Annotated in this window: 27 protein-coding genes and 1 pseudogene; 15 read left to right on the plus strand and 13 right to left on the minus strand. The window is 32.5% G+C overall.

Going from position 1 to position 23,367, the window contains the following annotated elements; translation table 11 throughout:
* Positions 1–53: 53 nt before the first annotated feature.
* The 3 genes and pseudogenes from FEM21_RS04165 to FEM21_RS16675 form a co-directional block, all read right to left on the minus strand.
* The gene (locus FEM21_RS04165; RefSeq protein WP_035658183.1) at positions 54–905 is read right to left on the minus strand and encodes an IS3 family transposase; all 852 of its coding nucleotides are present in this window, start codon (positions 903–905) and stop codon (positions 54–56) included.
* A 14-nt stretch (positions 906–919) separates the two neighbouring features.
* Positions 920–1,348: a transposase gene (locus FEM21_RS16585; protein WP_035658185.1), complete on the minus strand. Its 429-nt coding sequence runs from the start codon at positions 1,346–1,348 to the stop codon at positions 920–922.
* Positions 1,349–1,437: 89 nt separating this feature from the next.
* Positions 1,438–1,536, minus strand: a pseudogene (locus FEM21_RS16675) (peroxiredoxin); the annotation flags it as partial.
* 59 nt (positions 1,537–1,595) lie between these two features.
* On the opposite strand from FEM21_RS16675, the gene FEM21_RS04175 reads away from it, so the two are divergent.
* Entirely contained in the window at positions 1,596–1,928 is a 333-nt protein-coding gene (locus tag FEM21_RS04175) for a type II toxin-antitoxin system RelE/ParE family toxin (RefSeq protein WP_035658187.1), read from the plus strand.
* 2 nt (positions 1,929–1,930) lie between these two features.
* Positions 1,931–2,230 carry a helix-turn-helix domain-containing protein gene (locus FEM21_RS04180; RefSeq protein ID WP_035658189.1) on the plus strand — a complete coding sequence of 100 codons (300 nt, stop codon included), beginning with the start codon at positions 1,931–1,933 and terminating at the stop codon, positions 2,228–2,230.
* Between the two features lie 99 nt (positions 2,231–2,329).
* Here FEM21_RS04180 and bcp read toward each other — a convergent pair whose 3' ends face one another.
* The gene (gene bcp / locus FEM21_RS04185; protein WP_035658192.1) at positions 2,330–2,782 is read right to left on the minus strand and encodes a thioredoxin-dependent thiol peroxidase; all 453 of its coding nucleotides are present in this window, start codon (positions 2,780–2,782) and stop codon (positions 2,330–2,332) included.
* Between the two features lie 148 nt (positions 2,783–2,930).
* Between bcp and FEM21_RS04190 the strand changes: the two genes are divergently transcribed.
* Positions 2,931–3,578 (plus strand): endonuclease III domain-containing protein, encoded by a 648-nt coding sequence (locus FEM21_RS04190; RefSeq protein ID WP_035658194.1) that lies wholly within the window; start codon positions 2,931–2,933, stop codon positions 3,576–3,578.
* Positions 3,579–3,636: 58 nt separating this feature from the next.
* Here FEM21_RS04190 and FEM21_RS16590 read toward each other — a convergent pair whose 3' ends face one another.
* Both FEM21_RS16590 and FEM21_RS04195 read right to left on the minus strand, forming a co-directional pair.
* A complete protein-coding gene (locus tag FEM21_RS16590) occupies positions 3,637–3,780 on the minus strand; it encodes a hypothetical protein (RefSeq protein WP_201448268.1) in 144 nt (47 codons plus the stop codon).
* A 56-nt stretch (positions 3,781–3,836) separates the two neighbouring features.
* Positions 3,837–4,421: an RNA polymerase sigma factor gene (locus tag FEM21_RS04195; protein ID WP_035658403.1), complete on the minus strand. Its 585-nt coding sequence runs from the start codon at positions 4,419–4,421 to the stop codon at positions 3,837–3,839.
* A 295-nt stretch (positions 4,422–4,716) separates the two neighbouring features.
* On the opposite strand from FEM21_RS04195, the gene uvrA reads away from it, so the two are divergent.
* On the plus strand, positions 4,717–7,503 hold the full coding sequence (gene uvrA / locus FEM21_RS04200; protein ID WP_035658197.1) for an excinuclease ABC subunit UvrA: 2,787 nt from the start codon (positions 4,717–4,719) through the stop codon (positions 7,501–7,503).
* 62 nt (positions 7,504–7,565) lie between these two features.
* On the opposite strand, the gene FEM21_RS04205 is transcribed toward uvrA, so the two are convergent.
* The 5 genes from FEM21_RS04205 to FEM21_RS04225 all read right to left on the minus strand — a co-directional run bounded on the left by FEM21_RS04205 (position 7,566) and on the right by FEM21_RS04225 (position 13,607).
* Complete coding sequence (locus FEM21_RS04205) at positions 7,566–7,862, minus strand: hypothetical protein (RefSeq protein ID WP_035658199.1); 297 nt, start codon at positions 7,860–7,862, stop codon at positions 7,566–7,568.
* Between the two features lie 134 nt (positions 7,863–7,996).
* Positions 7,997–9,493: an oligosaccharide flippase family protein gene (locus FEM21_RS04210; RefSeq protein ID WP_035658201.1), complete on the minus strand. Its 1,497-nt coding sequence runs from the start codon at positions 9,491–9,493 to the stop codon at positions 7,997–7,999.
* 8 nt (positions 9,494–9,501) lie between these two features.
* Positions 9,502–10,794 (minus strand): glycosyltransferase family 4 protein, encoded by a 1,293-nt coding sequence (locus FEM21_RS04215; RefSeq protein WP_035658204.1) that lies wholly within the window; start codon positions 10,792–10,794, stop codon positions 9,502–9,504.
* A 53-nt stretch (positions 10,795–10,847) separates the two neighbouring features.
* Positions 10,848–13,280, minus strand: a complete 2,433-nt coding sequence (locus FEM21_RS04220) for a YfhO family protein (RefSeq protein WP_035658206.1) — start codon at positions 13,278–13,280, stop codon at positions 10,848–10,850.
* Between the two features lie 45 nt (positions 13,281–13,325).
* Complete coding sequence (locus FEM21_RS04225) at positions 13,326–13,607, minus strand: DUF4834 family protein (RefSeq protein WP_035658209.1); 282 nt, start codon at positions 13,605–13,607, stop codon at positions 13,326–13,328.
* 121 nt (positions 13,608–13,728) lie between these two features.
* Here FEM21_RS04225 and FEM21_RS04230 point away from each other — a divergent pair, with 121 nt between their 5' ends.
* Both FEM21_RS04230 and FEM21_RS04235 read left to right on the plus strand, forming a co-directional pair.
* Positions 13,729–14,682, plus strand: a complete 954-nt coding sequence (locus FEM21_RS04230; protein WP_035658211.1) for a transporter — start codon at positions 13,729–13,731, stop codon at positions 14,680–14,682.
* A gap of 12 nt (positions 14,683–14,694) precedes the next feature.
* Complete coding sequence (locus FEM21_RS04235) at positions 14,695–15,813, plus strand: hypothetical protein (protein ID WP_035658213.1); 1,119 nt, start codon at positions 14,695–14,697, stop codon at positions 15,811–15,813.
* 69 nt (positions 15,814–15,882) lie between these two features.
* Here the strand turns inward: FEM21_RS04235 and FEM21_RS04240 are convergent, their stop codons facing one another.
* Complete coding sequence (locus FEM21_RS04240) at positions 15,883–16,362, minus strand: hypothetical protein (RefSeq protein WP_035658215.1); 480 nt, start codon at positions 16,360–16,362, stop codon at positions 15,883–15,885.
* Between the two features lie 123 nt (positions 16,363–16,485).
* Positions 16,486–17,754: an aminotransferase class I/II-fold pyridoxal phosphate-dependent enzyme gene (locus FEM21_RS04245; RefSeq protein WP_035658218.1), complete on the minus strand. Its 1,269-nt coding sequence runs from the start codon at positions 17,752–17,754 to the stop codon at positions 16,486–16,488.
* Between the two features lie 369 nt (positions 17,755–18,123).
* On the opposite strand from FEM21_RS04245, the gene FEM21_RS04250 reads away from it, so the two are divergent.
* From FEM21_RS04250 to FEM21_RS04290, 9 genes are all read left to right on the plus strand, one after another.
* The gene (locus FEM21_RS04250; protein ID WP_035658219.1) at positions 18,124–18,903 is read left to right on the plus strand and encodes a hypothetical protein; all 780 of its coding nucleotides are present in this window, start codon (positions 18,124–18,126) and stop codon (positions 18,901–18,903) included.
* A gap of 49 nt (positions 18,904–18,952) precedes the next feature.
* Entirely contained in the window at positions 18,953–19,258 is a 306-nt protein-coding gene (locus FEM21_RS04255; protein WP_035658221.1) for an RNA polymerase alpha subunit C-terminal domain-containing protein, read from the plus strand.
* 24 nt (positions 19,259–19,282) lie between these two features.
* The gene (locus tag FEM21_RS04260) at positions 19,283–19,924 is read left to right on the plus strand and encodes a YfiT family bacillithiol transferase (protein ID WP_316930337.1); all 642 of its coding nucleotides are present in this window, start codon (positions 19,283–19,285) and stop codon (positions 19,922–19,924) included.
* A 183-nt stretch (positions 19,925–20,107) separates the two neighbouring features.
* Complete coding sequence (locus FEM21_RS04265) at positions 20,108–20,446, plus strand: hypothetical protein (protein WP_035658227.1); 339 nt, start codon at positions 20,108–20,110, stop codon at positions 20,444–20,446.
* A gap of 4 nt (positions 20,447–20,450) precedes the next feature.
* A complete protein-coding gene (locus FEM21_RS04270; RefSeq protein ID WP_035658230.1) occupies positions 20,451–20,801 on the plus strand; it encodes a DUF2200 domain-containing protein in 351 nt (116 codons plus the stop codon).
* Positions 20,802–20,826: 25 nt separating this feature from the next.
* Positions 20,827–21,384: a GNAT family N-acetyltransferase gene (locus FEM21_RS04275; protein ID WP_035658232.1), complete on the plus strand. Its 558-nt coding sequence runs from the start codon at positions 20,827–20,829 to the stop codon at positions 21,382–21,384.
* A 56-nt stretch (positions 21,385–21,440) separates the two neighbouring features.
* Positions 21,441–21,854 carry a SpoIIAA family protein gene (locus tag FEM21_RS04280; RefSeq protein ID WP_236353516.1) on the plus strand — a complete coding sequence of 138 codons (414 nt, stop codon included), beginning with the start codon at positions 21,441–21,443 and terminating at the stop codon, positions 21,852–21,854.
* A gap of 18 nt (positions 21,855–21,872) precedes the next feature.
* Positions 21,873–22,382, plus strand: coding sequence for a pyridoxamine 5'-phosphate oxidase family protein (locus FEM21_RS04285; protein ID WP_035658235.1), 510 nt, complete (start codon positions 21,873–21,875; stop codon positions 22,380–22,382).
* Between the two features lie 154 nt (positions 22,383–22,536).
* On the plus strand, positions 22,537–23,334 hold the full coding sequence (locus tag FEM21_RS04290) for an NYN domain-containing protein (protein WP_035658237.1): 798 nt from the start codon (positions 22,537–22,539) through the stop codon (positions 23,332–23,334).
* Positions 23,335–23,367: the final 33 nt, after the last annotated feature.

Genomic DNA, 23,367 nt, shown 5'->3' on the forward strand with positions numbered 1-23,367 from the left:
TTGTCTAGTCCTGAAAAAGTGATACAGGATTAATAAAAAATAAAAGTACAATTTTAAACAGTAGCAAGTTCAGGTTTGCTACTGTTTTTAGTTCTATAAGTTCTCATTTGAATTGAATTTTGATTATGCATCTGGTTAGGTGTTAACATATAATTGGAATAATGAGGTCTAAATTGATTGTAAATATCAATTGCTTCTTTAACTACTTTCTGCATGATTTGTTTTTTTTGGTTGTATTTATCAATCATAAATTCCTGTTTTAGGATACCATTAATTCTTTCTGCAACTACATTTTCATAAGGATCCGAATTTTGGGTCATACTGCATTTTACTTTATTTTTACAGAGTACTTTTTGATATTCTTCAGCGCAATATTGCAATCCTCTATCAGAATGATGTATTAGTGTCTGTTTCTTGTTTTTACGTTGCTTAAGAGCCATTTTTAAAGCGAATAAACTACTTTTTGTATTTAGATTGTCAGCAACATAATAGCCCATTATTTTTTTAGAATAAGCATCTGTGACTAAACTTAAATAACAAGGAGCATCTCTCTTTCCAATATAGGTAATATCAGATACCCAAACTTGTTCGGGTCTGTTAATTTTTAAATCTAAAACCCAATTTTGATGTTTTCTAAATCGATGATGTGAGTTAGTTGTAAGATGATAACTCCGTTTAGGTTGTATTAATAAATGATTAGCTCTGAGAATATCAAAGAATTTATCCCTGCCTATTTTCTTTAATTCAAGTTTGTCAAACAAAAGAAAATACAGCTTTCGGGTACCAATTCTAGGCATTATTTTTCTAATATCATTAACCATGGAAACTACTTCCTGAGCAATATGTTGTTTGTGTGTTTTCCTTTTGATTTTTCGATAATAAACCTGTCTATTTACCCCGAACAAATAACAGGTAAACTTTATTGTTTCTTGTTGTTGTTCTTTAAATTGGTCGATTGTTCGGGTGGTAAGTTTTTTCGAATATCAATATGATATTCTTTTTCAGCTAAATCAATCATCATATCAAAAAGGATAACTTTTTTGTCTGCAACATAAGCTTGTCGCTCTAAAAAAGCTTTTTGTTTTTCTAATAATTTAACTTGGGCTTCAAGTTCCATTATTTTTTGTTCTGGTGATTTTGGCATATTAGAAGGTGTTTGGCTTTCCCAATCAAAATTACCAAATTTTCGTAACCATTGAACAACAGTTGAACGTGCCTGAATGCCATATTTTCGGCAGGCGGAATGAGTAGATAGTCCTCCTTGCTCTATTTCTTGGACAACCTGAAGTTTAAAAGACATACTATAGTCTTTTTGTGTACGCTTAACATAATTAGTTTGTAATTCCATAACGATCTTTTTTGTGTATCGTTATTTCAGGACGGGACATTTTAATCATAAAAAAACGCCACAAAGAAATTCTCTTGTGGTGTTTTTATTTACTTTAAAATCTGAGCAGCGTGCTCTTTGGTTTTTACATTTTCAATTACTTCCTTGATGATTCCGTTTTCGTCGATTACAAAAGTGGTTCTGTGAATTGCAACAAAAAATCATTAGAATATTTTGTTTTAGTTCTCTTTTAAGATAACTTTGCTTTATGACAAGAACAATCATTTTTCATAAAAATTACTTCATCGATTTCTATCGTGAACAAGATATAAAAGTGAAAGGCAAAATTCAATATGTTCTTGAATTGATCAAACAAGTCGATCGGGTTCCTGAAAAATTTTTAAAACATTTAACTGGAACAGATGGACTTTATGAAATTAGAGTGGAATATCAATCGAATATTTATAGAATATTCTGCTGTTTTGACGACGGAAAATTGGTTGTACTTTTTAACGGTTTTCAAAAGAAAACTCAAAAGACACCAAAAAATGAAATCGAAAAAGCAATTGAATTAATGAACGAGTATTTTCAAGAAAAATAATTATGAAAAATTACGATAACATAAAAACATTTGATGAGCTAATAGAATTAGAGCACGGAAACATCGGGACAGAAAACCGAAATAAATATGAAGAAAACTCTCAAATGTTCATCATTAGCGAAATGCTTAAAGAAGCCAGAAAAAATGCTAATCTTACGCAAGAACAATTAGCAGAGAAAACCGGAACAAAGAAAAGCTACATTTCTAAAATTGAAAACGCAAAAGGAAATATTCAGCTTTCAACACTAATCCGAATTTTTGAAATCGGATTAAACAAAAGAATCGGATTTACATTTCTTTAATAGAAATAGCAGTTTCAATCAGAAACAGATTTCTTAAAAAAGTATAAAACTTTACTAAACTAAAAACGCCACAAAGAAATTCTCTTGTGGCGTTTTCATTTACTTTAAAATTTGAGCAGCGTGCTCTTTGGTTTTTACGTTTTCAATTACTTCGTCGATGATTCCGTTTTCGTCGATTACAAAAGTAGTCCTGTGAATTCCGTCATATTCGCGTCCCATGAACTTTTTTGGTCCCCATACGCCAAATGCCTGAATAACTTCTTTTTCTTCGTCAGCCAATAATGGAAAAGGAAATTCGTATTTATCTTTGAATTTAGCCTGCGCTTTTGCCGAATCAGCACTTACACCTAACAAAGCATAATTATTGGCCTGAAAACGCTCGAAATTATCTCTTAAATCACAGGCTTCGGCAGTACAGCCCGGCGTATTGGCTTTTGGATAAAAGAAAACCACTAGTTTTTTCCCTTTATAATCTTCTAATTGATGTGGCTTTCCGTCCTGGTCTACGCCAAAAAAATCGGGAGCTTTATCGCCTTTTTTTAATGTTGTCATGTTTTTTCTATTTAACCACAAAGTTCGCAAAGCTTCCGCTAAGTTCACTAAGTTTTATTTTTTAATTGTTTTTGATATTGACATTGTCATTGATTTTTTGCCATTGCCATTGAAATTCCTTTTCTTTACGATTCAAAATTAAACTAAAATGACCAAACAAGAAAGGGTAACTTTTGTTATAAATACATTAAAAGAACTCTATCCTACTATTCCGGTTCCCTTAGACCATAAAGATCCATACACGCTGTTAATTGCGGTTTTGCTTTCGGCTCAATGCACCGATGTACGTGTAAACCAAATTACGCCTTTGCTTTTTGCAAAAGCCGATAATCCATATGATATGGTAAAAATGACAGTGGAAGAAATCAAGGAAATCATTCGACCTTGTGGATTATCGCCAATGAAATCGAAAGGAATTCATGGCTTATCACAAATTCTAATCGAAAAACACAATGGTATTGTACCGCAGAGTTTTGAAGCTCTGGAAGAATTACCTGCTGTAGGACATAAAACGGCAAGCGTAGTGATGTCGCAGGCTTTTGGAGTTCCGGCATTTCCTGTAGATACTCATATTCACCGATTAATGTACAAATGGAATTTATCCAATGGAAAAAGTGTTGCCCAAACCGAAAAAGATGCCAAACGTATTTTTCCTGAAGAAATTTGGAACGATTTACATTTGCAGATTATTTGGTACGGTAGAGAATATTCGCCCGCTCGTGGCTGGAGTTTAGAAAAAGATGTTATTACCAGGACCATTGGAAGAAAAACAGCCTTAGATGGCTATAAAAAGTAAATCTCACTAATTTTATAACAATTAGTGAGATTTACCAAAACAGCTATTACTAGCTTAATTAATTCGCAACGATTTCAAAACTTTTATTTGCTACATTAATCATGTGCAGTGCTTTTGAATAATTCAAAAGAAAAGAAACAACTTCTTTTTTAGGTTTCATCTTTGTCGTAAGTTGATTTTTTTTAGAGTAAATTTTTGCCATGCTGTATTTATATTTTTATATGTTAGAATACAACGTGACAAGTATTTAAATATTGCTTAATTGGTCAAAATAATTTGATGTTTATCAATTACTTTTCTCAAATTCATCAAAGCATAACGCATTCTGCCTAAAGAAGTATTAATACTTACACCTGTCAGCTCTGAAATTTCTTTAAAACTCATGTCTTTATACATACGCATGATTAAAACTTCCTTTTGATCTTCCGGAAGTTCTTCAATCAGTTTCTGAATATCTAATTCTACCTGATTTGCAATTAACTGATTTTCGATAGTTAACGCATCATCTGTCATAATCGAAAAAACCGAGAATTCTTCGGTCTCCCGATACAATGGCATTTTCTTGTTTTTTCTAAAAAAATCGATGATTAAATTGTGTGCAATTCGCATCACCCAAGGAAGAAATTTACCTTCTTCGTTATAAGAATTGGATTTTAAAGTTTTAATCACTTTTATAAAAGTGTCCTGAAAAATATCATTAGCAACATCTCTGTCAGATACTTTTGAATATATAAAACCGTAAATTTTTGATTCGTGTCTTTTTATTAGGGTAGCCAAGGCTTCTTCTTTGCCCGCTACATAATCCTGTACCAACAAAGCGTCGGGAATTTGAATATCAGCTATCATAGTAATACTTTTTAGTATAAGTTAATTTGGGTTATTTTTCTAAAAAGTAGTTGTATACTATAGGCGCTTTTATTTTAAAAAGATTATTCGATTTTTCAAATTTAACAAATAATTGTTTCGACCAACAAATAAAAGGATGAAAAATTGCATAAAAATAATTATTTATTAATTTTTGACTCATTTAACAGCAATATTGACGCTAAAGATTAAGAAACACTATTCTAACTTAGAAGAAACCTAAGTTTATTGTCTTCTGGAAAATGATTACTTTTGTAGAAATCCAATATCGTTTATGCAAGTTGACTTTTCTAAAATAGATCCAAAGAAAAACATAATAATCAAAGGAGCTCAGGTTCATAATTTAAAGAATCTTGATGTTGTAATTCCGCGCAATAAATTAGTGGTAATAACTGGTCTTTCAGGGTCTGGAAAATCCAGTTTAGCCTTTGATACTTTGTATGCCGAAGGACAGCGCCGTTATGTAGAAAGTTTATCTTCGTATGCGAGGCAATTTCTTGGAAGATTAGACAAACCTAAAGTAGAATACATCAAAGGAATTGCTCCAGCGATTGCAATTGAACAAAAAGTTAATACTACAAATGCGCGTTCAACGGTAGGAACTTCGACTGAAATTTACGACTACATGAAATTGTTGTATGCGCGAATAGGAAGAACTTTTTCTCCAGTTTCAGGTCGTGAAGCCAAAAAAAATACGGTTACAGATGTTGTTGCTGATGTAAAAACTTTAGAACTTAACAGCAAATGGTTATTGCTTGCTCCTATTCATCTTGAAGAAGGAAGACAATTGGAAGACAAACTGAAAGTATTACTTCAGCAAGGATTTTCAAGAATATTAGTCAATAATGAAACCGTTCGTTTAGATGAAATTGACCAACATTCATTAGACAATAAAGATGTTACTTTAATTGTTGACCGAATTGTAGTTAAGGACGAAGAAGAATTTTATAATCGCCTTGCCGATGCGGTACAAACTGCATTTTATGAAGGAAAAGGAATCTGTTATTTGCAGGAATTAAATTCAGATAAAAGATTTGATTATTCGAATAATTTCGAATTGGATGGTATTACTTTTTTAGAGCCCAACTTACATTTATTCAGCTTTAACAATCCTTATGGAGCCTGCCCAAGTTGTGAAGGTTACGGAAATATTATTGGTATCGATGCCGAATTAGTAGTTCCTAATACGAGTTTATCAATTTTTGAAAATGCTATTTTCCCATGGCGTGGGGAAAGTATGAGTTGGTATCGTGACCAATTAGTGAATAGCGCTTACAAATTTGATTTCCCTATTCATAAACCTTTCTTTCAGTTAACCGAAGAACAAAAAGAATTAATCTGGACTGGAAATTCTTATTTTCAGGGTTTAAATGATTTTTTTGCAGAGCTGGAAGAGAAAAACTATAAGATACAAAACCGCGTGATGTTATCACGTTACCGAGGAAAAACCAAATGCCAAAGTTGTAAAGGACGACGCCTTCGTCCGGAAGCTTCTTATGTAAAAATAAATGGTAAAACGGTTTCTGATCTTGTTGATTTACCTATTAAACATTTAGTTGATTTCTTTAAAAATTTAGATTTAAACGAATACGAAAAACAAATTGCTAAAAGATTATTAGTCGAAATCAATAATCGTTTGTCTTTTTTAACCGAGGTGGGTTTAGATTATTTGACTTTGAATCGAAATTCTTCCACACTTTCAGGAGGAGAATCACAGCGTATTAATTTAGCAACTTCACTTGGAAGTAGTTTGGTTGGTTCGATGTATATTCTGGATGAACCGAGTATTGGTTTACACCCAAAAGACAGTGAGCGTTTAATAAAAGTGTTACTTTCATTACGTGATTTAGGCAATACTGTAATTGTTGTAGAACACGACGAAGACATCATGAAAGCTGCCGATATGATTATTGACATTGGTCCTGAAGCAGGAACTTTTGGAGGAGAATTGGTCGCTCAGGGAAATTTTAAAGAAATATTAAAATCGAATTCTTTAACTTCAAAATACCTTAGCGGAGATTTAGAAATTGCGGTTCCTAAAAAACGTCGTGCTTTTAAAAATCATATTGAAATAAAAGGCGCCAGAGAAAATAATCTTCAAAATATTGATGTTACATTTCCACTAGATGTGTTAACAGTAATTACAGGAGTTTCCGGAAGTGGAAAAAGTACATTAATCAAAAAAATCCTGTTTCCAGCCATGCAGAAAAAGCTGGATAATGCAGGAGAAAAAGCAGGTCAGTTTACCGAAATAACTGGTTCATTTTCTCATATCAAGCATATTGAATATGTAGATCAAAACCCGATAGGAAGAAGTTCGCGATCTAATCCGGTAACTTACATTAAAGCTTATGATGACATTAGAGATTTATTTGCAAAAGAAAAACTATCTAAAATAAGAGGTTACCAGGCCAAACATTTTTCTTTTAATGTTGATGGCGGTCGTTGCGAAACCTGCAGCGGTGAAGGAACTATCAATGTAGAAATGGTTTTTATGGCCGATGTACAATTACCATGCGAAACCTGTAATGGAAAACGCTTTAAAAAAGAAGTCCTTGAAGTAGCTTTTGAAGGCAAAAACATCAATGATATTTTAACAATGACTATTGATGATGCTCTGGCTTTCTTTGAAAAAAATAAACAAAATAAAATTACTCAAAAACTAAAACCTTTGCAGGATGTTGGTTTAGGTTATGTACAATTAGGTCAATCTTCATCTACCCTTTCTGGCGGTGAAGCACAGCGTATCAAACTGGCTTCTTTCCTCGTAAAAGGAGCTACTAAAGAAAAAGCCTTATTTGTTTTTGACGAACCTACCACTGGATTACATTTTCATGATATCAAAAAGCTTTTAGCTTCATTCGATGCTTTAATCGAAAAAGGACATTCTTTATTAGTTATCGAACACAATCTCGACCTGATTAAATGTGCCGACTGGATTATTGATTTAGGCCCTGAAGGAGGCGAAAATGGAGGACAATTATTAGCCGTAGGAACACCCGAAGAAATTGTAAAAAACAAAAAATCAATTACTGCTAAGTATTTAAAAGAAAAGCTGTAAAAACAAAAAAACTCCGTCTGTTTATCTTAACAAGACGGAGTTTTTTATTTTATTCTACACTATCAACAATAACATTTATCTTCGAATGGCATTCCATTCTCATCAATAGCGATAATAATTTTTCGTTCTTTTTTTGCGTCTAACCATTTATAAGCCCAAGGAATAGACCACAAACCAAAAGTAGCACAGGAAATTAAAAAATTCAAACGATGATTTACCTTTGCTGGTTTTTTAGATAATACTACAAAAGGTAATTTTTCATTTACTTCTTCCACTACAAAACCTTTCTTGACTTTCTGGGCGAGAACACGAGATAATTTCCTCGAATTCTCATTCTTAATTAAAGGTATGTTATTCATTTGTTTGAGGGATTTAAACAAGTTAATTCTTTATTATAAAGATTTAACTTACCACAAATTTAATACCACAAATCAAGATGCACAATACCCACTTTTAGTGATTAACAGTTATTAAAAACAGTTAAATATAAAATCTATCTTACAATTTTAAATTTTTTCAATAAAACATCTATAAATTCATTAATCTGAAGAGAAATTACAAACTTATAATTCAAATAAACATAAGCGATAGTGACTAAAATAGATTTTAAACTAATGGAAACGATGGGATGAAAAGGAAAATCCCAAAAGTAAAACACCACAAATAAAACAGCAGTAAGATAAATGGAATATAAGGTTTGCTTAGTAAACGGATACAAATGCAAACGCTTGACAACAAATAACAATTTAGCCAAACTATACAAAGTAATTGATAATAAAGTTGCAAAAGCAGATCCTATGATTCCATAAATAGGAATAAAAATCATATTTAAACCCACAGTTAAAACAACTAATAATACTCCTAAAAACAATACAGCACGGTAATATTTTGTATTAAAAATAATTGCATTATTATTACCTAAAATCAAATCAAAATATTTAGATAGTCCTATCATAAAAACCACTGTAATTCCGCTAAGGTAAAGTTCTTTTTCGGCTGGATCTTTAAGACCTGCTGTAATTATTTCATACAACATATTGATATTTACAAAAATCCCCAGCATCACTAAACCGCCTACAACCTGCAAATTAATTGAAGTTTTCTTGTAAAGACTATTCATTTCATCATGATTGTTTTCATGCATTAATTTTGCCGTAATTGGATAAACAATCTGGTGCATTGCTCTACTTGGAACCGAAATTACTAAAGCAATATAAGTAGCCACCGAATAGAAAGCAATATTATCAATTTTCATATATTGATTCAAAATCATCTTGTCTCCATCCAATAACAAATTAGCCACACTTCCTGACAAAATAATATAAAAAGAATATACTAAAACCTCTTTTGTATTATCAGGAATTGAGAATTGAAAATTAGGCGCCTGAATACTAAAAGCATAAAACATAGTAACTAAAAGCGCTAAGAAATACACAATAGCCGTTGCATAAACAAATCCTTCAACAGACATCCAGCCATAATAAACAGCAATTAATAAAACCAAAGAAGCCAATCGTAAAGCGACTTCTTTAATAAAATTTCCAAAAACCGAATGCATGTGAACCCGCAGCCAGGCATAGAAAATTTCGAAATAAGCCATACTCACTCCAATAAATGGAATAAGCCAAATGTAATTTTTAACAATCAGATTCTTTTTCGATAAAAACGCTACAATTTCATCAAAGAAAATGAATCCAAACAAACACAAAGGAATAATAAAAAGTAACGGGAAAAGTACTGTGAAAGATAAAAATCGGGAACGCTCCTCATGTGTTTTGTATTGTGAATAGAATTTAACCAAAGTATTTTGCATTCCAATGGCAAACAAAGGCATGATAACATTAGCACTCGAAACAATATAATTGGTCAAACCATAATAAGCCGCACCTAGAAAAACAGGGTATAAATAAATGGTATTAAAACCTCCAATGGCAAAGCCGATATATGTAATTATGGTGTTTTTTAAGGACTGATTTAAAACGATTCCCATTGATGAGCTTAGGAGTTAGATGTTAAAAGTTGTACCAATTGTTCCGTTAATTTCTTTCTGGAATATTTTTGCAAACCTACACCATTAGATTGTAATTTCCCTTCTAAATATTGATTATATAAATCCAAAATTAACTTTTTCAATCTTTCTTTTTCAGAATAATCAAAAAACACTCCGGTATTTGTCTCGGTAATAATTTCGGCAAAATCAGAACCTTGAGGTCCTAAGGCTATAATTGGCCGGTTTGAAACCATATATTCAAACAATTTCCCAGGAATAATACTCTTTGTTTCTTCAGAATCAATTTCGATAAGTAATAAAACCTGTGATTTTCTTTGATGTGCAATCGCTTCTTCGTGCGAAACGTAACCCAAATTATTCAGATATTCATTCAAACCGAAATGAGCAATCGCATCTAAAACTTCCTGACTCACTGCGCCAATTAATTTAATCTCCAAATGAGATTTAAAATCAGGAATTTCAGCGGCTAATTCGACTAAAGATTCCCATAAAATTATCGGGTTTCTTGCTGAAAGAAAAGAACCAATATGTGCCAAAGAAAATTTAGCATCTAAAGTTTGTTTCTCAACTTTCTCCACATCAAAACCATTTGTAATAACAGCAATAGGTTTTGTAGTAAGTAACTCAAATTCTGATTTAGTAGTTTTACTGGTCACAATAATCGTATCGGCAGTATTTAAAACCTGCGATTCTAATTCTTTGTGTTTTTGAGCTGCAAAATCAGAAAGCCGCAATGATTTATGATAACCTATTGTTGTCCAAGGATCTCTAAAATCGGCAAACCATTTTATATTTAATTTCTGTTTTAATTCTAATCCAATAAGGTGCAAACTATGCGGTGGACCAGAAGTTACTATCGTATCAATATTATTTTCGACAATGTGTTTCTCTAAATAAGAAACAGATGGTTTTACCCAGAAAAAACGGGCATCAGGAATGAATAAATTACCTCTAATCCATAAAAAAACCTTATCTAAAAACGATTGTTTTTTTTGATTAGGGATAATCCCCGAATTCATTTTCTTGGTTTTATTCTTCGAAAAAAAAGAAGCTAATTGATAAGGTTCGAATATTTTTTGTTTTAGAATAATAGCTTTATCCGAAACCTCCTTTATCAAATTTTCGTCAACAATAGGATAAGTAGGATTTTCAGGAATATAAACTATAGGCTGAACACCAAAATCAGGTAAATACTTAACAAATTTCAACCATCGTTGCACTCCCGGACCTCCAGCTGGCGGCCAATAATAGGTAATAATTAAAAGTTTTTTTGAATCCAAAATCTTATACCTGAATTAATAAATTGAACAGATTAATTGCAATCTAAAAATTATTAAACTATAGCTTTAGAGCTTTTTTTCCTTTCGTAATAAATTCCACCTATTAACAGCAATAACATTCCAATACCACTAATAATTGTAATAGTACTTCCGGTTTTAATAACTTCGGGCTCGAATTTAAATTCTACCGTATGTACTCCTTTTGGAAGTATCATCGCTCTTAGAACATAATCTACAGGGAAATAATCTGTTTTTACACCATCAACATAAGCATTCCAGCCGTTTTCATAATAAATTTCAGAAAAAACGGCCAAACCTTCGTTTTTACTATCTGAAATATATTTAATATAATTAGGTTTATAAGTACGCAATTGAATTGATCCTGTAGTATCCATATTGCGTTTTAAACGTGCGCTTTTAAATTTATCTCTATGCAGCTGTATATTAAATACCGCTATTTTTTTGGTATTTATTTTATTCAGCGCTTTCATCTCATCATCTGCCTTGTTTACTAACTTTATATCACTAACAAACCAGGCGTTACCATTAGCATCCGGATTGTAAACTGGAAATTCTTTTCCTTCTTTATCCGTTTGGATAACATATTTTACATTCAGCATATTCAACATTTCCATATTGTTTTTGGCAATTTGGTAATCGAATAATTGTTGCATTCTACGCGGTTTTGCTGCATGATATCCACCAATTGATTTATGAAAATAGGAAGCTCTGGCGCTGGAGAAATTTCCGTTTATTTCAAAAACTCGGTAATGTGTAGTATCTTTTAATATTTGAGCATCTGAAGTTGTTTCCTGAAAAGGAACTTCGACTTCTCTTTTACCCACAAAATCTTTAGCCGAAACGTATTTTTTGTCAACAAAAAACAAATCAGATACCATAAACAAACCTACCAAAATGATGGCTGTACTTTGTGCTATTCTGTTCTTAAAAAACAACCATAAAACTCCTGCTGTCAGGACAATTAAAAATCCTGAACGTAATAAATCGGCACTGTATAAACTCTTTCTATCGCTTTTAAGCGCATCAACAAAACTTGGTCCGTAACTTTCGTTAAAATAACTATCGCTGGCACCAGAGAAGCTAAACATACTTTTACATAAAAATAGAATCACAATAGTTCCTAAACTTATAGCGGCGGTTTGCCATAATCCTTCCCATTGCTTGTCTTTATCAACTTTGAAAAAAGATTGTAATCCCATTACGGCTAATACCGGAAAACACAATTCTAAGATGACTTGTATTGAAGAAACTGCTCTAAACTTATTGTACATTGGTACATAATCAATAAAGAAATCAGTCAATAAAGAGAAATTCTTACCCCAGGAAAGCAATAAGGCCACAATAGCTCCCGAAAGAAAAACATATTTTATTTTTCGGTCATCAATAATTAACGCTAAAATCCCTAAGAAGAAAACAATCACACCAATGTAAGCCGGAGCCGCCACAATAGGCTGATCTCCCCAATAAGTTGGCATTCCTGTAACAAAATCAGCAGCTTGAGCTTCGGGTACACCCTGACTAATCATAAAATTGTACATACTGCTATCCTTACCTAAAGCTTCGCTATTAGAACCTCCAAATAATCGTGGTGCTATTAGATTAAAACTTTCGGCAATACCGTAGCTGTATTCAGTAATATAATCGCGGGTCATAGCACTGGTATCAGTACTTCTGGAACCATCAGGATTAAAAGTTAATTCGCTTTTTCCACGAGTACTAAAATTAGCATATTCGGCTGTAGTCAATAAATTAGTCGCATTGGCTCCAATGGCAAAAATCCCTGCAATAGCTAATACTCCTAACGAAGTAAAAAGTGCTTTGTATTCTTTTTGTTTTATAAAATGAAATGCAAAATACCCTGATAGAATCAGCAAGAAAATCAACAAATAATACGTCATCTGGAAGTGATTTGCATTAATTTCTAATGCTGTTGCTATCATGGTGAGCAAACCTCCCAGAACATATTTTTTCCTGTAAACCAATATAAATCCAGCAATCACAAGCGGCATATAGGCAATTGCATGTGCTTTAGCATTATGTCCAACTCCCAAAATAATAATCAGATATGTTGAAAAGCCAAAAGCAATAGCTCCAAAAAAAGCTTTTAACGAATCCACTTTTAAAACTAAAAGTAAACCATAAAAACCTAAAAAGTATAAAAATAAATAATCAGCCGGACGAGGTAAAAAACGTAAAACATCATCTACAGCTCCTATAAAATCATAGGGATATTTTGCACCTAACTGATAGGTTGGCATTCCGCCAAAAGCTGAATTAGTCCAATAAGGTTCTACATGCTGAGCAGCTCGGAAATCGTTTTGCTCCTTAGCCATACCGGTATATTGCGCAATATCCGATTGAAAAATTTGCTTCCCCTGAAGTACAGGATAAAAATAAATTAATGAAACTAAAAGGAAACCAAAAATGGCAATTGCGTGCGGGTATAACTTATTTATTATTTTCAATTTTCGAGAATTTTATTAAAACATTAGGTTAATAGTGTGGCAAATTTAGTCTATTTCTTCATAATCCACATAATCTCCTACTTTTTTGGTTTCTCGAGGTCTTTTTTCATTTGGCGTATTAAAAATTGTAGTCTCTCCATTTTTAGTATTTTGCCAGGAATCCTGATACTGACGCTGCTGTTGCTGGTGAATATTTTCACCCGCTTTTTCGACTACTTTTTTAATTAATAATGGTAAAAATAATTTTGCCAAAAATCTAAAAATATAATAGAAAGCTATAATGTAAAAAAGTGTTTTTATAAATCCTGAAAATGATGCCTCTTGCATAATCAAATAGTTTTTTAGCAAAATTAACAAATACTACGTTCAAAATTAGAATATCATTCTTAAATAAATAATAAAATATAGTACATTTGGAAAGCCTATTACTTTAAAAATCCAAAAAAACATGTCTCAATTTAAAATTACATTAGCCTTAGTTATAAGTCTATTAGCAAATTACAATTACGGACAACACACTGATGAGATTAACTCTAATCGTCCGGGCGAAACCATGTCAGCTTATGCTGTTGGAAAATCAGTAATTCAGGTAGAAACCGGTATTTATGGCATTCAGGAAAAACATCGTTTGTTAGGATATGATGCTAACGGATATGGTCTTGATCTTACTTTACGCTATGGCTTTTTGATGGAAAAACTAGAAGTTATTGCCGATATTCAATATCAAAATGAAGATTTTGTAAATGGTTTTCTGCAATACAATAAATCCGATTTAAAGCAGACGGTTTTAGGAGCTAAATACCTCATCTACGATCCTTATAAAAATTACGAAAAGAAAATAAACATCTATAGCTGGAAAGCAAACCACTCATTCAACTGGCACCAATTAATTCCGGCTGTTTCTGTTTTTGCAGGAGCTAATTTTACAATGAAAAACAATCCGTATGCATTTTCACCCGATGCGATGATTTCGCCAAAAGCGATGATTATTACACAAAATCATCTTGGAGACGGTTCATGGGTTTTTGTAACTAATATTATTGCCGATTATATTGGAACAGATTATCCAAGCTACGGCTACGTGCTTACTTTAACCAAAGGTTTTAGCCGAAAATGGTCAGGATTTGTAGAAAATCAAGGCTATAAAAGTGATTTTTACAGCGACGCTATTTTACGTGGCGGAGCTGCTTTTTTATTAAACAAAAGCATGCAAATAGACGCTTCTGTAAGCCATAATTTAAAAGACACACCTACTGTTTTTTATGGCGGCGTAGGATTTTCATGGTGTTATGATGCCAATTATAAAGAAGTCAGAATCAACTTAGACGATGCTCCTTCGCAACCAAGATCCGTTCGAAAAGCAGCCAAAAAAGATCAGAAACGAAAAGACGCAATTGAATAAAGAAATAAAATAATGATTACAGTAAAAGAAGTAAAAACAAAAAAAGAACTTACCGAATATATTAAATTTCCTTTCTCTTTATACAAAGACAATGAATTTTGGGTTCCGCCATTGATTGCCGACGAATTAGAAACATTCGACAAAACTAAAAATCCTGCTTTTGAAAATGCCGAAGCTTATTTTTATCTGGCATACAAAAACAACGAAATTGCAGGTCGAATTACCGCTATTATCAATTGGGCTGAAGTAAACGGACAACAAAAGAAAAAAGTGCGTTTCGGTTGGTTTGATGTGATTAACGATATTAATGTAACCGAAGCATTATTAGAAAAAGTATACGAATTAGGTCGAAAAAACAACTTAGAATATGTTGAAGGTCCAATGGGATTTTCAAACCTGGACAAAGTTGGGGTTTTAACCGAAGGTTTTGATCAATTAGGAACCATGGTAACCTGGTACAATCATCCGTATTATGCGAATCATTTTGAACAACTGGGTTACGTAGTAGAAAAAGAATATGTAGAGAGTAAATTTCCTTTTTCGAATGTACAGCCTGAGTTTTTCCAAAAAGCAAATGAATTGGTAAAAAAGAGATACCAATTAAAACCGCTCAATTTTAAATCAACGAAGGAAGTCATGCCGTATGTTGACAAAATGTTTGATTTATTCAACACTTCTTATGCTAATTTATCTTCATTTGTAGCTGTTTCTGACGTTCAAAAAGAATATTTCAAGAAAAAATACATCAGTTTTATTAATCCTGAATACATTAAGTTTGTCGAAGACAAAGATCAAAACATTGTTGCTTTCAGTATTGTAATGCCTTCTTTTTCCAGAGCATTACAAAAAGCCAAAGGGAAATTATTTCCGTTTGGATTATTTCATTTGCTAAAAGCAAAAAAACAAAGCAAAGACATGCTTTTCTATTTAATAGGTGTTCATCCTGATTTTCAAAATAAAGCTGTAACTGCTATTATTTTCAACGAATATTACGAAACTTTCAAAGAAAAAGGAGTAGAAAACTGTTTTAGAACTCCTGAACTTGCCGATAATATTGCGGTACACAACCTTTGGAAACATTTTGATCCAAAAGTACATTGCCGAAGAAAAACATTTAGAAAAGAATTATAAAAACATAATAATGAATAAGCCCCATTTTGTTAAACAAAATGGGGCTTATTACTGCAACATATTTGAAATTTAGGGCTTACAATCTATTTTATTAAAAACGACATTACTGTCAAATTTAATTTTCTTTTTGTCTTTAAAAGTCATTTTTCCGTTAGCATCAATCATTTCACCATGGCCTTCAACATAACTATTGGCATCTTTTTTAAGGAAAACTAATTCCCGAATTGAAGTCACTCCTTCTGATTCAAATTTATAATCGGCAAAAATAGTATCGCCTTTTACATTTCCTAAAATTGTACCAAAACTTTTATCCTTTTCAAAATAAGAATAATTTAATTCTCCCGTAAATTCGTTTACACTATTCACGTCAACAGACAATGTTATCGTGTCTTTTTCTATCACAGCCTGATAACACTCTTTTTTAGGTGTTTCCATTGGTGCTTCAACTTCTGCAGGAGGAATTACAGCTTCTTTGTTTTTATTACCCATACAAGAAGAGGTAATAATGGCAAGTAAAATAACATTACTAAGTAAGTATATTGCTTTCATAAATCATTATGGTGTTAGGTTTATAGAATGTAAAGATATTTTAAAGCAAAAAAAATCCATTCATATAGTGAATGGATTTTTCTTATATAATTCCCATTTTAAGGGAGCTTACTTAATATCTAATTAAGCTTGCGCTTCCATATCTACGGTTGTTTTCTCAGCAATAGATTTGTAAGTTCCGTTTACTAATTTCTCACGAATAGCTTCAAAAGCTGTCAATGTTTCATTGATATCTTCGATAGTATGAGAAGCTGTAGGAATCATTCTCAACAGGATAATTCCTTTTGGAATCACAGGATAAACTACAATAGAAAGGAAAATACCGTAGTTCTCTCTCAAGTCGTTTACCATCACCATAGCTTCCGGAATACTTCCTTCAAGATATACAGGAGTAATACAAGTATTAGTATCACCAATGTTGAATCCTTTTTCTTTTAATCCGTTTTGCAACGCATTTACATTTACCCAAAGTTTATCTTTAATCTCAGATGACTGACGCAATAATTCCAAACGCTTCAAAGAACCAATTGTCTGAATCATTGGCAATGCTTTAGCAAACATTTGAGAACGTAAGTTGTATTTTAAATAATCAATCACATCTTTATCAGCAGCTACAAATGCTCCGATATTAGCCATCGATTTTGCAAAAGTCGAGAAGTAAACATCAATTCCGTCCTGACAACCTTGCTCCTCACCTGCTCCGGCACCTGTTTTTCCAAGTGTACCAAAACCGTGTGCATCATCAACTAATAAACGGAAATTGTATTTTTCTTTCATAGCAACAATTTCTTTCAATTTTCCTTGTTGCCCACGCATTCCAAAAACACCTTCGGTAATAAATAAAATTCCACCTCCGGTTTCAGTAGCCATTTTAGTAGCACGTTGCAGGTTTTTCTCCATGCTCTCTAAATCATTGTGCTTATACGTAAAACGCTTACCCATATGTAAACGAACACCATCAATAATACAAGCGTGCGAATCTACATCATATACAATAATATCGTTTTTAGTAACCAAAGCATCAATGATAGACACCATCCCCTGGTAACCAAAATTCAATAAATAAGCCGATTCTTTCATTACAAATTCAGCCAATTCCTTTTCTAATTGCTCATGGTAAGTAGTGTGACCACTCATCATACGCGCACCCATTGGGTAAGCAGCACCAAACTGAATAGCAGCATCAGTATCTGCCTTACGCACCTCAGGATGATTAGCTAAACCTAAATAGTCATTCAAACTCCAGTTCAAAATATCCTTTCCACCAAACTTCATTCTAGGTCCTAGTTCTCCTTCTAATTTTGGAAACACAAAATATCCTTCTGCTTGCGAAGCCCATTTTCCTAACGGTCCTTTATTGCTTTGAATTCTTTCGAATAAATCTTTTACCATACTTATTGTGATGTAATAACATTAATTTTAACAGTTTGCAAAAATAATTATTTAAACTTTACTACCACCTTTTAAAGCTAAATTTATTTTTAGCAGCAAAACACCTTCGTATCCATTTACTTTTTCACCCGCTGTTCGCTCTATCTTTATGTTCTTAAAGAAAGAACATAAAGGATGCCGCTACCATCGGGGCTAGAAAACAACGACTCCTTTCCAAAACAATAAAAAGTAGAATCTTTGTAAGGAATTAATGAATATATTTGGGAAACTTAGAAAAGATAATTTTACGCAAAAACTACTTTTAACTGAATTGGAATCACTAGATAGCTGGTATAAATTAGTTATGCACAATATTCTAAAACCTAATTTATGAACATCGACAAATTAATAAATAATCTTTCTGGAATCGGAACATTTATATCAAGTATTATAGCCCTTTACGCTTTAAAAGAATTGATTAAACAAAGGAGAGCTATGTATAGACCTAGATTATTTTTAAATGAATTTACTTTATCAGTAAAAGGAAATCCTCTTTTTAATAGTAAAAACTTTTATTATTTCAAACTGCATTTATTACATGAGGCTGAAAACAAAAATGATTTAACCAAACATTCAATTAGTTCTCAAGTTTTTTTTCAAAATATTGGTTATGGAATTGCTAATAAAGTAAAATATCGCTGGGATTTTGATTATAGAAAAGCATTAAAAAAGTTAGTTCGATTGGATAACAACATACAGTTTGAAATAAAAAAAGACAAATCAATTCTCATGTCTAAAAATGGAGAGTTTTTGAGTAATTATAATTTTGACGATTTGGAAAACGAAATTAAAATCGATTTCATAAAACCTGAGACTTTAGACTTTAATAAAAAGCCATCTATTATACCAATGATAATCACAACTATTCACATGGACTATGTTTTAATAAAAAACAAAATGAACGATGAAATATGTAAAAAATTTGATTTTGAAGATTTTAAAGATTTCCCAAAACCCAAATTGACAATTTCTTACGAAGACATAGCAGGTAAAAAATATAATGAAGTATACAAATTCAGTCTTACTTGCTCAAATTCATTTTTCCAAAAAGACGATTGGACAAATAACACAAATACAGATTACGCATTTTTGACCTTTAAATCACTATAACCCCCAGCTAGCGCGAGCGTCACGCTCGTGCAAATGATACAACATAACAATGAAACAAAGCCCAAAACAAACTTTACGAAGCTGCGAAAAAGGCCATCAATACTTCAAGAGTAGCGATTGTCCGGTTTGTCCAATTTGTGAATCTGAAAGAAAACCTCAGCAAGGTTTTTTATCTTTATTATCTGCTCCAGCCAGACGTGCTTTAGAAAACAAAGGAATCCTCACATTGGAAGAACTTTCAAAGTTTAGCATCAAAGAAATTTTAAACTTACACGGTTTTGGAAAAAGTTCAATCCCTAAACTACTGTCGGCATTAGAAAAAGAAAATTTAGCTTTTAAGAAAGATAATGAATAAGAAAGAAAATTTTAGAAATAAGGAATGGGTACAAGCGTGACGCTCTCACTAGCTAAAATAGACTACAACACAGCTGCCGCACGAATCCTTTCGTGTGGTACTTTACAAAAACAAGCAACACAAACTAACATGACATTAGAACAATTAAAATATCCCATAGGACAATTTGAGTCACCAGCAAACATTACAAAAGACATTTTATCACAATGGATTGCTGATATTTCATCCTTTCCTACAAGATTACAAAACGAAGTCAACCATCTAACTGATGAGCAATTAGATACACAATACAGACCTGAAGGCTGGACTATCAGGCAGGTTATTCACCATTGCGCCGACAGTCACATGAACAGTCTAACCCGTTTTAAACTTGCTTTAACTGAAGACCAACCCACAATAAAACCCTATTATGAAGAACGCTGGGCCGAACTTTTAGACAGTAAAAACATGCCAATTGCACCTTCCATTAAAATGCTGGAAGGCATTCATGAAAGATGGAGCATTTTACTAAATAATCTAACCGAAGAACAATACGAAAGAATATTTATCCATCCTGAACACGGAAAAACATTTCGAATAGACGAAAATATTGGAGTCTATGCCTGGCATGGCAACCATCATTTGGCACACATAACCGAAACTAAAAAACGTAACAACTGGAAATAAAAAACAGCCTACTGTAAAGTTAAAACGAACAACTGGGAAGTTTAAACTGACAACTGCAACTTTGCAAATGGTAACTGAGAAGTTCAAACTGCCTCTGGAAAAATTCAAACTGTCCTTGGATAAGTTACAATTGTCCTTGGAAAAGTTCAAACTATCTTTGGTAAAATTAAAAATGAACAATCAATGCTAAATTACGACAACAAATTTTTCAAACCCGTTAGCAATTCCGAAAACGGAGAAACCTCAAACGAAACTGTTTTTCATTACAAACAAACAGGGAATATTGTAACTTCGGAATATTCGGGTGGAAAAATCAAATATGGTCATTTGATAGGTTTAGTAGATCCAAATGGAACTATCGAAATGCGCTACCATCAAGTAAATGACAAAGGCGAATTAATGACTGGAATTTGTATTTCAAAACCCGAAATACTCGCAAACGGAAAAATAAGACTCCATGAAAACTGGCAATGGACTTCGGGCGATCAATCAAAAGGACAATCCATAATCGAAGAACAATAACAAGATGAATAACACCAGAGTTTATAAAATGGCATTTGCCTCGGTATATCCGCATTATATTGCTAAAGCGGAGAAAAAATCACGCACTAAACAAGAAGTCGATGAAATTATATTTTGGCTCACAGGATATAATGAACAAAGTTTACAAGAACTGCTTGACAACAAAACTGACTTTGAAACTTTCTTTGCTCAGGCACCACAAATCAACCCGAATGCATCTAAAATCACGGGAGTTATTTGTGGCTACCGTGTTGAAGAAATCGAAGACAAACTGATGCAGCAAATTCGTTATTTAGACAAATTAATTGATGAATTAGCCAAAGGAAAAGCAATGGAGAAAATTTTAAGGAAATAGAATTACCAACTTTAAAAACCTTCTAATGATCATTCGAAAAGCAACTTTAAAAGACGCCGAAAGTATTGCTAATTTGCTATTATTAGCAATGGAAGATATTATTTTTAATTTTATCAACCTGCGAGATTATGATAATGCAAGAAACTTTTTGTTACATTTTATTGAACAGGAAAACAACCAATATTCCTATCAAAATTGCTTTGTTGCAGAAGAGGATAACCAAATTATAGCTGCAGTAAATATTTATGACGGAGCTAAATTAATTGAACTAAGAAGCCCAATTATTCAATACATAAAAACAAAATTTAATCCCGATTTTAATCCTGAAAACGAAACCCAATCAGGAGAAATCTACATTGATTCTCTAGGAGTTGCTGCTAATCAGCAAGGAAAAGGTATCGGATCAAAAATGTTGCATTTTTTAATAGAAGAATTTGTTATCAGGAATCAACAAACTTTAGGCTTATTGGTAGAAAAAGATAATCCGAAAGCCAAAAAATTATATCTAAAATTAGGTTTTCAAATCGTTGGCAGAAAAATGTTAGTTGGAAAAACATTAGAACATCTTCAAATCAAAAATTAGGAACAGACCGAAATCATATAATAATTCACTAAAAATCTGTAACATACAAAAAACAAATGAATGATATTTTTGAGAAAAACAAAAGTATCATGATTACTACTCTACAAAATATCCCAGACAATGTTGCCGCTTTTGAAGCTAGCGGAACTGTAACACAAGCTGATTTTGAAAACGTGGTTTTTCCCACTGTTGCAGAAAAAGTAAAAGTTTTTGACGAACTAAATTATCTCTTGTATTTAAACACAGGAATCGAAGATTTTACCTTTAAAGCCTGGTTGCAAGATTTACTTCTGGGAATAAAAAATCTCACAAAATGGAACCGTTGTGCTATCATTACGGATAATAATACAGTACAAAACTTCACCGAAATATTTAGCATCCTGATGCCAGGAGAATTTAGACCTTTTCCAAAAGAAAAACTGGAAGAAGCTATTTTTTGGTGTGCCAATGGAGACGAAAAAAAAGATTAATTTTTAAAAACGAAAAAGATGTCAGTAGAAAATTTAACACATAGAAAAGCGATTGAGAAGTTAAAAGAATTATCAGAAAGTGCCCGAATTTGTATGTTCTGTACCAATTTGACAGAACTCCCAATGAATTCCCGACCAATGAGTCTGCAGGAATGCGATCAGGAAGGAAATCTTTGGTTCATTAGCAGCGCCGAAAGCAATAAAAATTTCGAAATAAAAGAAGAAAATAAAGTACAGCTGTATTTCATGAATAACGGAAATGCCGAATACCTTTCTATTTACGGTAAAGCTTTTATTTATAAAGACAGACATACCATTGAAGAAAAATGGAGTTCGCTAGCTAATGCTTGGTTTGAAGAAGGAAAAGATGATCCAAAAGTAACCATAATTAGAGTAACTCCTGAAGAAACATATTATTGGGATACCAAAGCCGGAAAATTTATTACAATGCTAAGTTTTATTGGCGCTGCATTAACAGGAAAAACAACGGACAACAGCGATGGCGTAGAAGGAAATTTAAATATTTAATAAGACAAATTTCTTAAAAGTAAATACAAATCAACAAAGGAGAAGCTAAAAACTTCTCCTTTTCTATTTTAAGAAAGAGTATTATGAAATAACAGCAAATTAACAAGAACTACTAAGGAAAATAAGTATCTTTAGCTCACTTAAAAAGATTGTAATGCCACAAAATACTAAAGAACTCAAACTTGCCGTATTAATTGATGCCGATAATGTTCCGTACAGTAATGTAAAAGGAATGATGGAAGAAATCACTAAATACGGAACACCAACCACAAAACGTATTTACGCCGACTGGACAAAACCAAATGCTAACGGTTGGAAATCGGTTTTATTAGAACATGCCATTACTCCTATCCAACAATACAGTTACACTACAGGAAAAAACTCCTCTGATTCGGCATTAATTATTGATGCAATGGATTTGTTATATTCGGGAAAACTCGACGGTTTTTGTATTGTTTCCAGCGATAGTGATTTTACACGTTTAGCTATTCGGTTAAGAGAATCCGGAATGAAAGTGATAGGAATTGGCGAACAAAAAACACCAAAACCCTTTATAAGTGCCTGTGATCGTTTTGTATTTATCGAAGTTTTAGATGGAGCTATCAAGAAAAAAGCGCCTAAAACGATTATTGATACTAAGAAAGCTGTTGAAAAAACATCGGCTAAAACTCCTGAAAAACCAACACAAAAACCGCTCAATAAAATTGACGAACCTACCATAGAATTAATAGAATCTACTATTGAGGATTTAGGCGATGATGATGGCTGGGCATTTCTGGGCGATGTAGGAAACCTGATTGTCAAGAAAAAACCAGAATTTGACCCAAGAAATTATGGCTTTTCAAAACTAACTCCTATGCTAAAATCACTAACTGATATCCTTGAAATTGACGAACGAGATTCCGATAAAAAAGGAATCAAACACGTTTATGTCCGTTTATTTTTCAGTTAAAAACATATAAATCATTTCATCGGATTAAGTAAA

This window comes from Flavobacterium seoulense (genome assembly GCF_000695795.1).
GTDB classification, from domain to species: domain Bacteria; phylum Bacteroidota; class Bacteroidia; order Flavobacteriales; family Flavobacteriaceae; genus Flavobacterium; species Flavobacterium seoulense.

Bases quoted from the DNA above. Each gene is read 5' to 3' on its own strand.
- FEM21_RS04205 (WP_035658199.1), bottom strand. From the start codon at position 7,862: ATGAATAACATACCTTTAATTAAGAATGAGAATTCGAGGAAATTATCT.
- FEM21_RS04285 (WP_035658235.1), top strand. From the start codon at position 21,873: ATGTCAGTAGAAAATTTAACACATAGAAAAGCGATTGAGAAGTTAAAA.
- uvrA (WP_035658197.1), top strand. From the start codon at position 4,717: ATGCAAGTTGACTTTTCTAAAATAGATCCAAAGAAAAACATAATAATC.
- FEM21_RS04270 (WP_035658230.1), top strand. From the start codon at position 20,451: ATGAATAACACCAGAGTTTATAAAATGGCATTTGCCTCGGTATATCCG.
- bcp (WP_035658192.1), bottom strand. From the start codon at position 2,782: ATGACAACATTAAAAAAAGGCGATAAAGCTCCCGATTTTTTTGGCGTA.
- FEM21_RS04265 (WP_035658227.1), top strand. From the start codon at position 20,108: ATGCTAAATTACGACAACAAATTTTTCAAACCCGTTAGCAATTCCGAA.
- FEM21_RS04235 (WP_035658213.1), top strand. From the start codon at position 14,695: ATGATTACAGTAAAAGAAGTAAAAACAAAAAAAGAACTTACCGAATAT.
- FEM21_RS04175 (WP_035658187.1), top strand. From the start codon at position 1,596: ATGACAAGAACAATCATTTTTCATAAAAATTACTTCATCGATTTCTAT.
- FEM21_RS04225 (WP_035658209.1), bottom strand. From the start codon at position 13,607: ATGCAAGAGGCATCATTTTCAGGATTTATAAAAACACTTTTTTACATT.
- FEM21_RS04245 (WP_035658218.1), bottom strand. From the start codon at position 17,754: ATGGTAAAAGATTTATTCGAAAGAATTCAAAGCAATAAAGGACCGTTA.
- FEM21_RS16585 (WP_035658185.1), bottom strand. From the start codon at position 1,348: ATGGAATTACAAACTAATTATGTTAAGCGTACACAAAAAGACTATAGT.
- FEM21_RS04210 (WP_035658201.1), bottom strand. From the start codon at position 9,493: ATGGGAATCGTTTTAAATCAGTCCTTAAAAAACACCATAATTACATAT.
- FEM21_RS16590 (WP_201448268.1), bottom strand. From the start codon at position 3,780: ATGGCAAAAATTTACTCTAAAAAAAATCAACTTACGACAAAGATGAAA.
- FEM21_RS04180 (WP_035658189.1), top strand. From the start codon at position 1,931: ATGAAAAATTACGATAACATAAAAACATTTGATGAGCTAATAGAATTA.
- FEM21_RS04255 (WP_035658221.1), top strand. From the start codon at position 18,953: ATGAAACAAAGCCCAAAACAAACTTTACGAAGCTGCGAAAAAGGCCAT.
- FEM21_RS04250 (WP_035658219.1), top strand. From the start codon at position 18,124: ATGAACATCGACAAATTAATAAATAATCTTTCTGGAATCGGAACATTT.
- FEM21_RS04275 (WP_035658232.1), top strand. From the start codon at position 20,827: ATGATCATTCGAAAAGCAACTTTAAAAGACGCCGAAAGTATTGCTAAT.
- FEM21_RS04290 (WP_035658237.1), top strand. From the start codon at position 22,537: ATGCCACAAAATACTAAAGAACTCAAACTTGCCGTATTAATTGATGCC.
- FEM21_RS04260 (WP_316930337.1), top strand. From the start codon at position 19,283: ATGGGTACAAGCGTGACGCTCTCACTAGCTAAAATAGACTACAACACA.
- FEM21_RS04280 (WP_236353516.1), top strand. From the start codon at position 21,441: ATGAATGATATTTTTGAGAAAAACAAAAGTATCATGATTACTACTCTA.
- FEM21_RS04230 (WP_035658211.1), top strand. From the start codon at position 13,729: ATGTCTCAATTTAAAATTACATTAGCCTTAGTTATAAGTCTATTAGCA.
- FEM21_RS04190 (WP_035658194.1), top strand. From the start codon at position 2,931: ATGACCAAACAAGAAAGGGTAACTTTTGTTATAAATACATTAAAAGAA.
- FEM21_RS04240 (WP_035658215.1), bottom strand. From the start codon at position 16,362: ATGAAAGCAATATACTTACTTAGTAATGTTATTTTACTTGCCATTATT.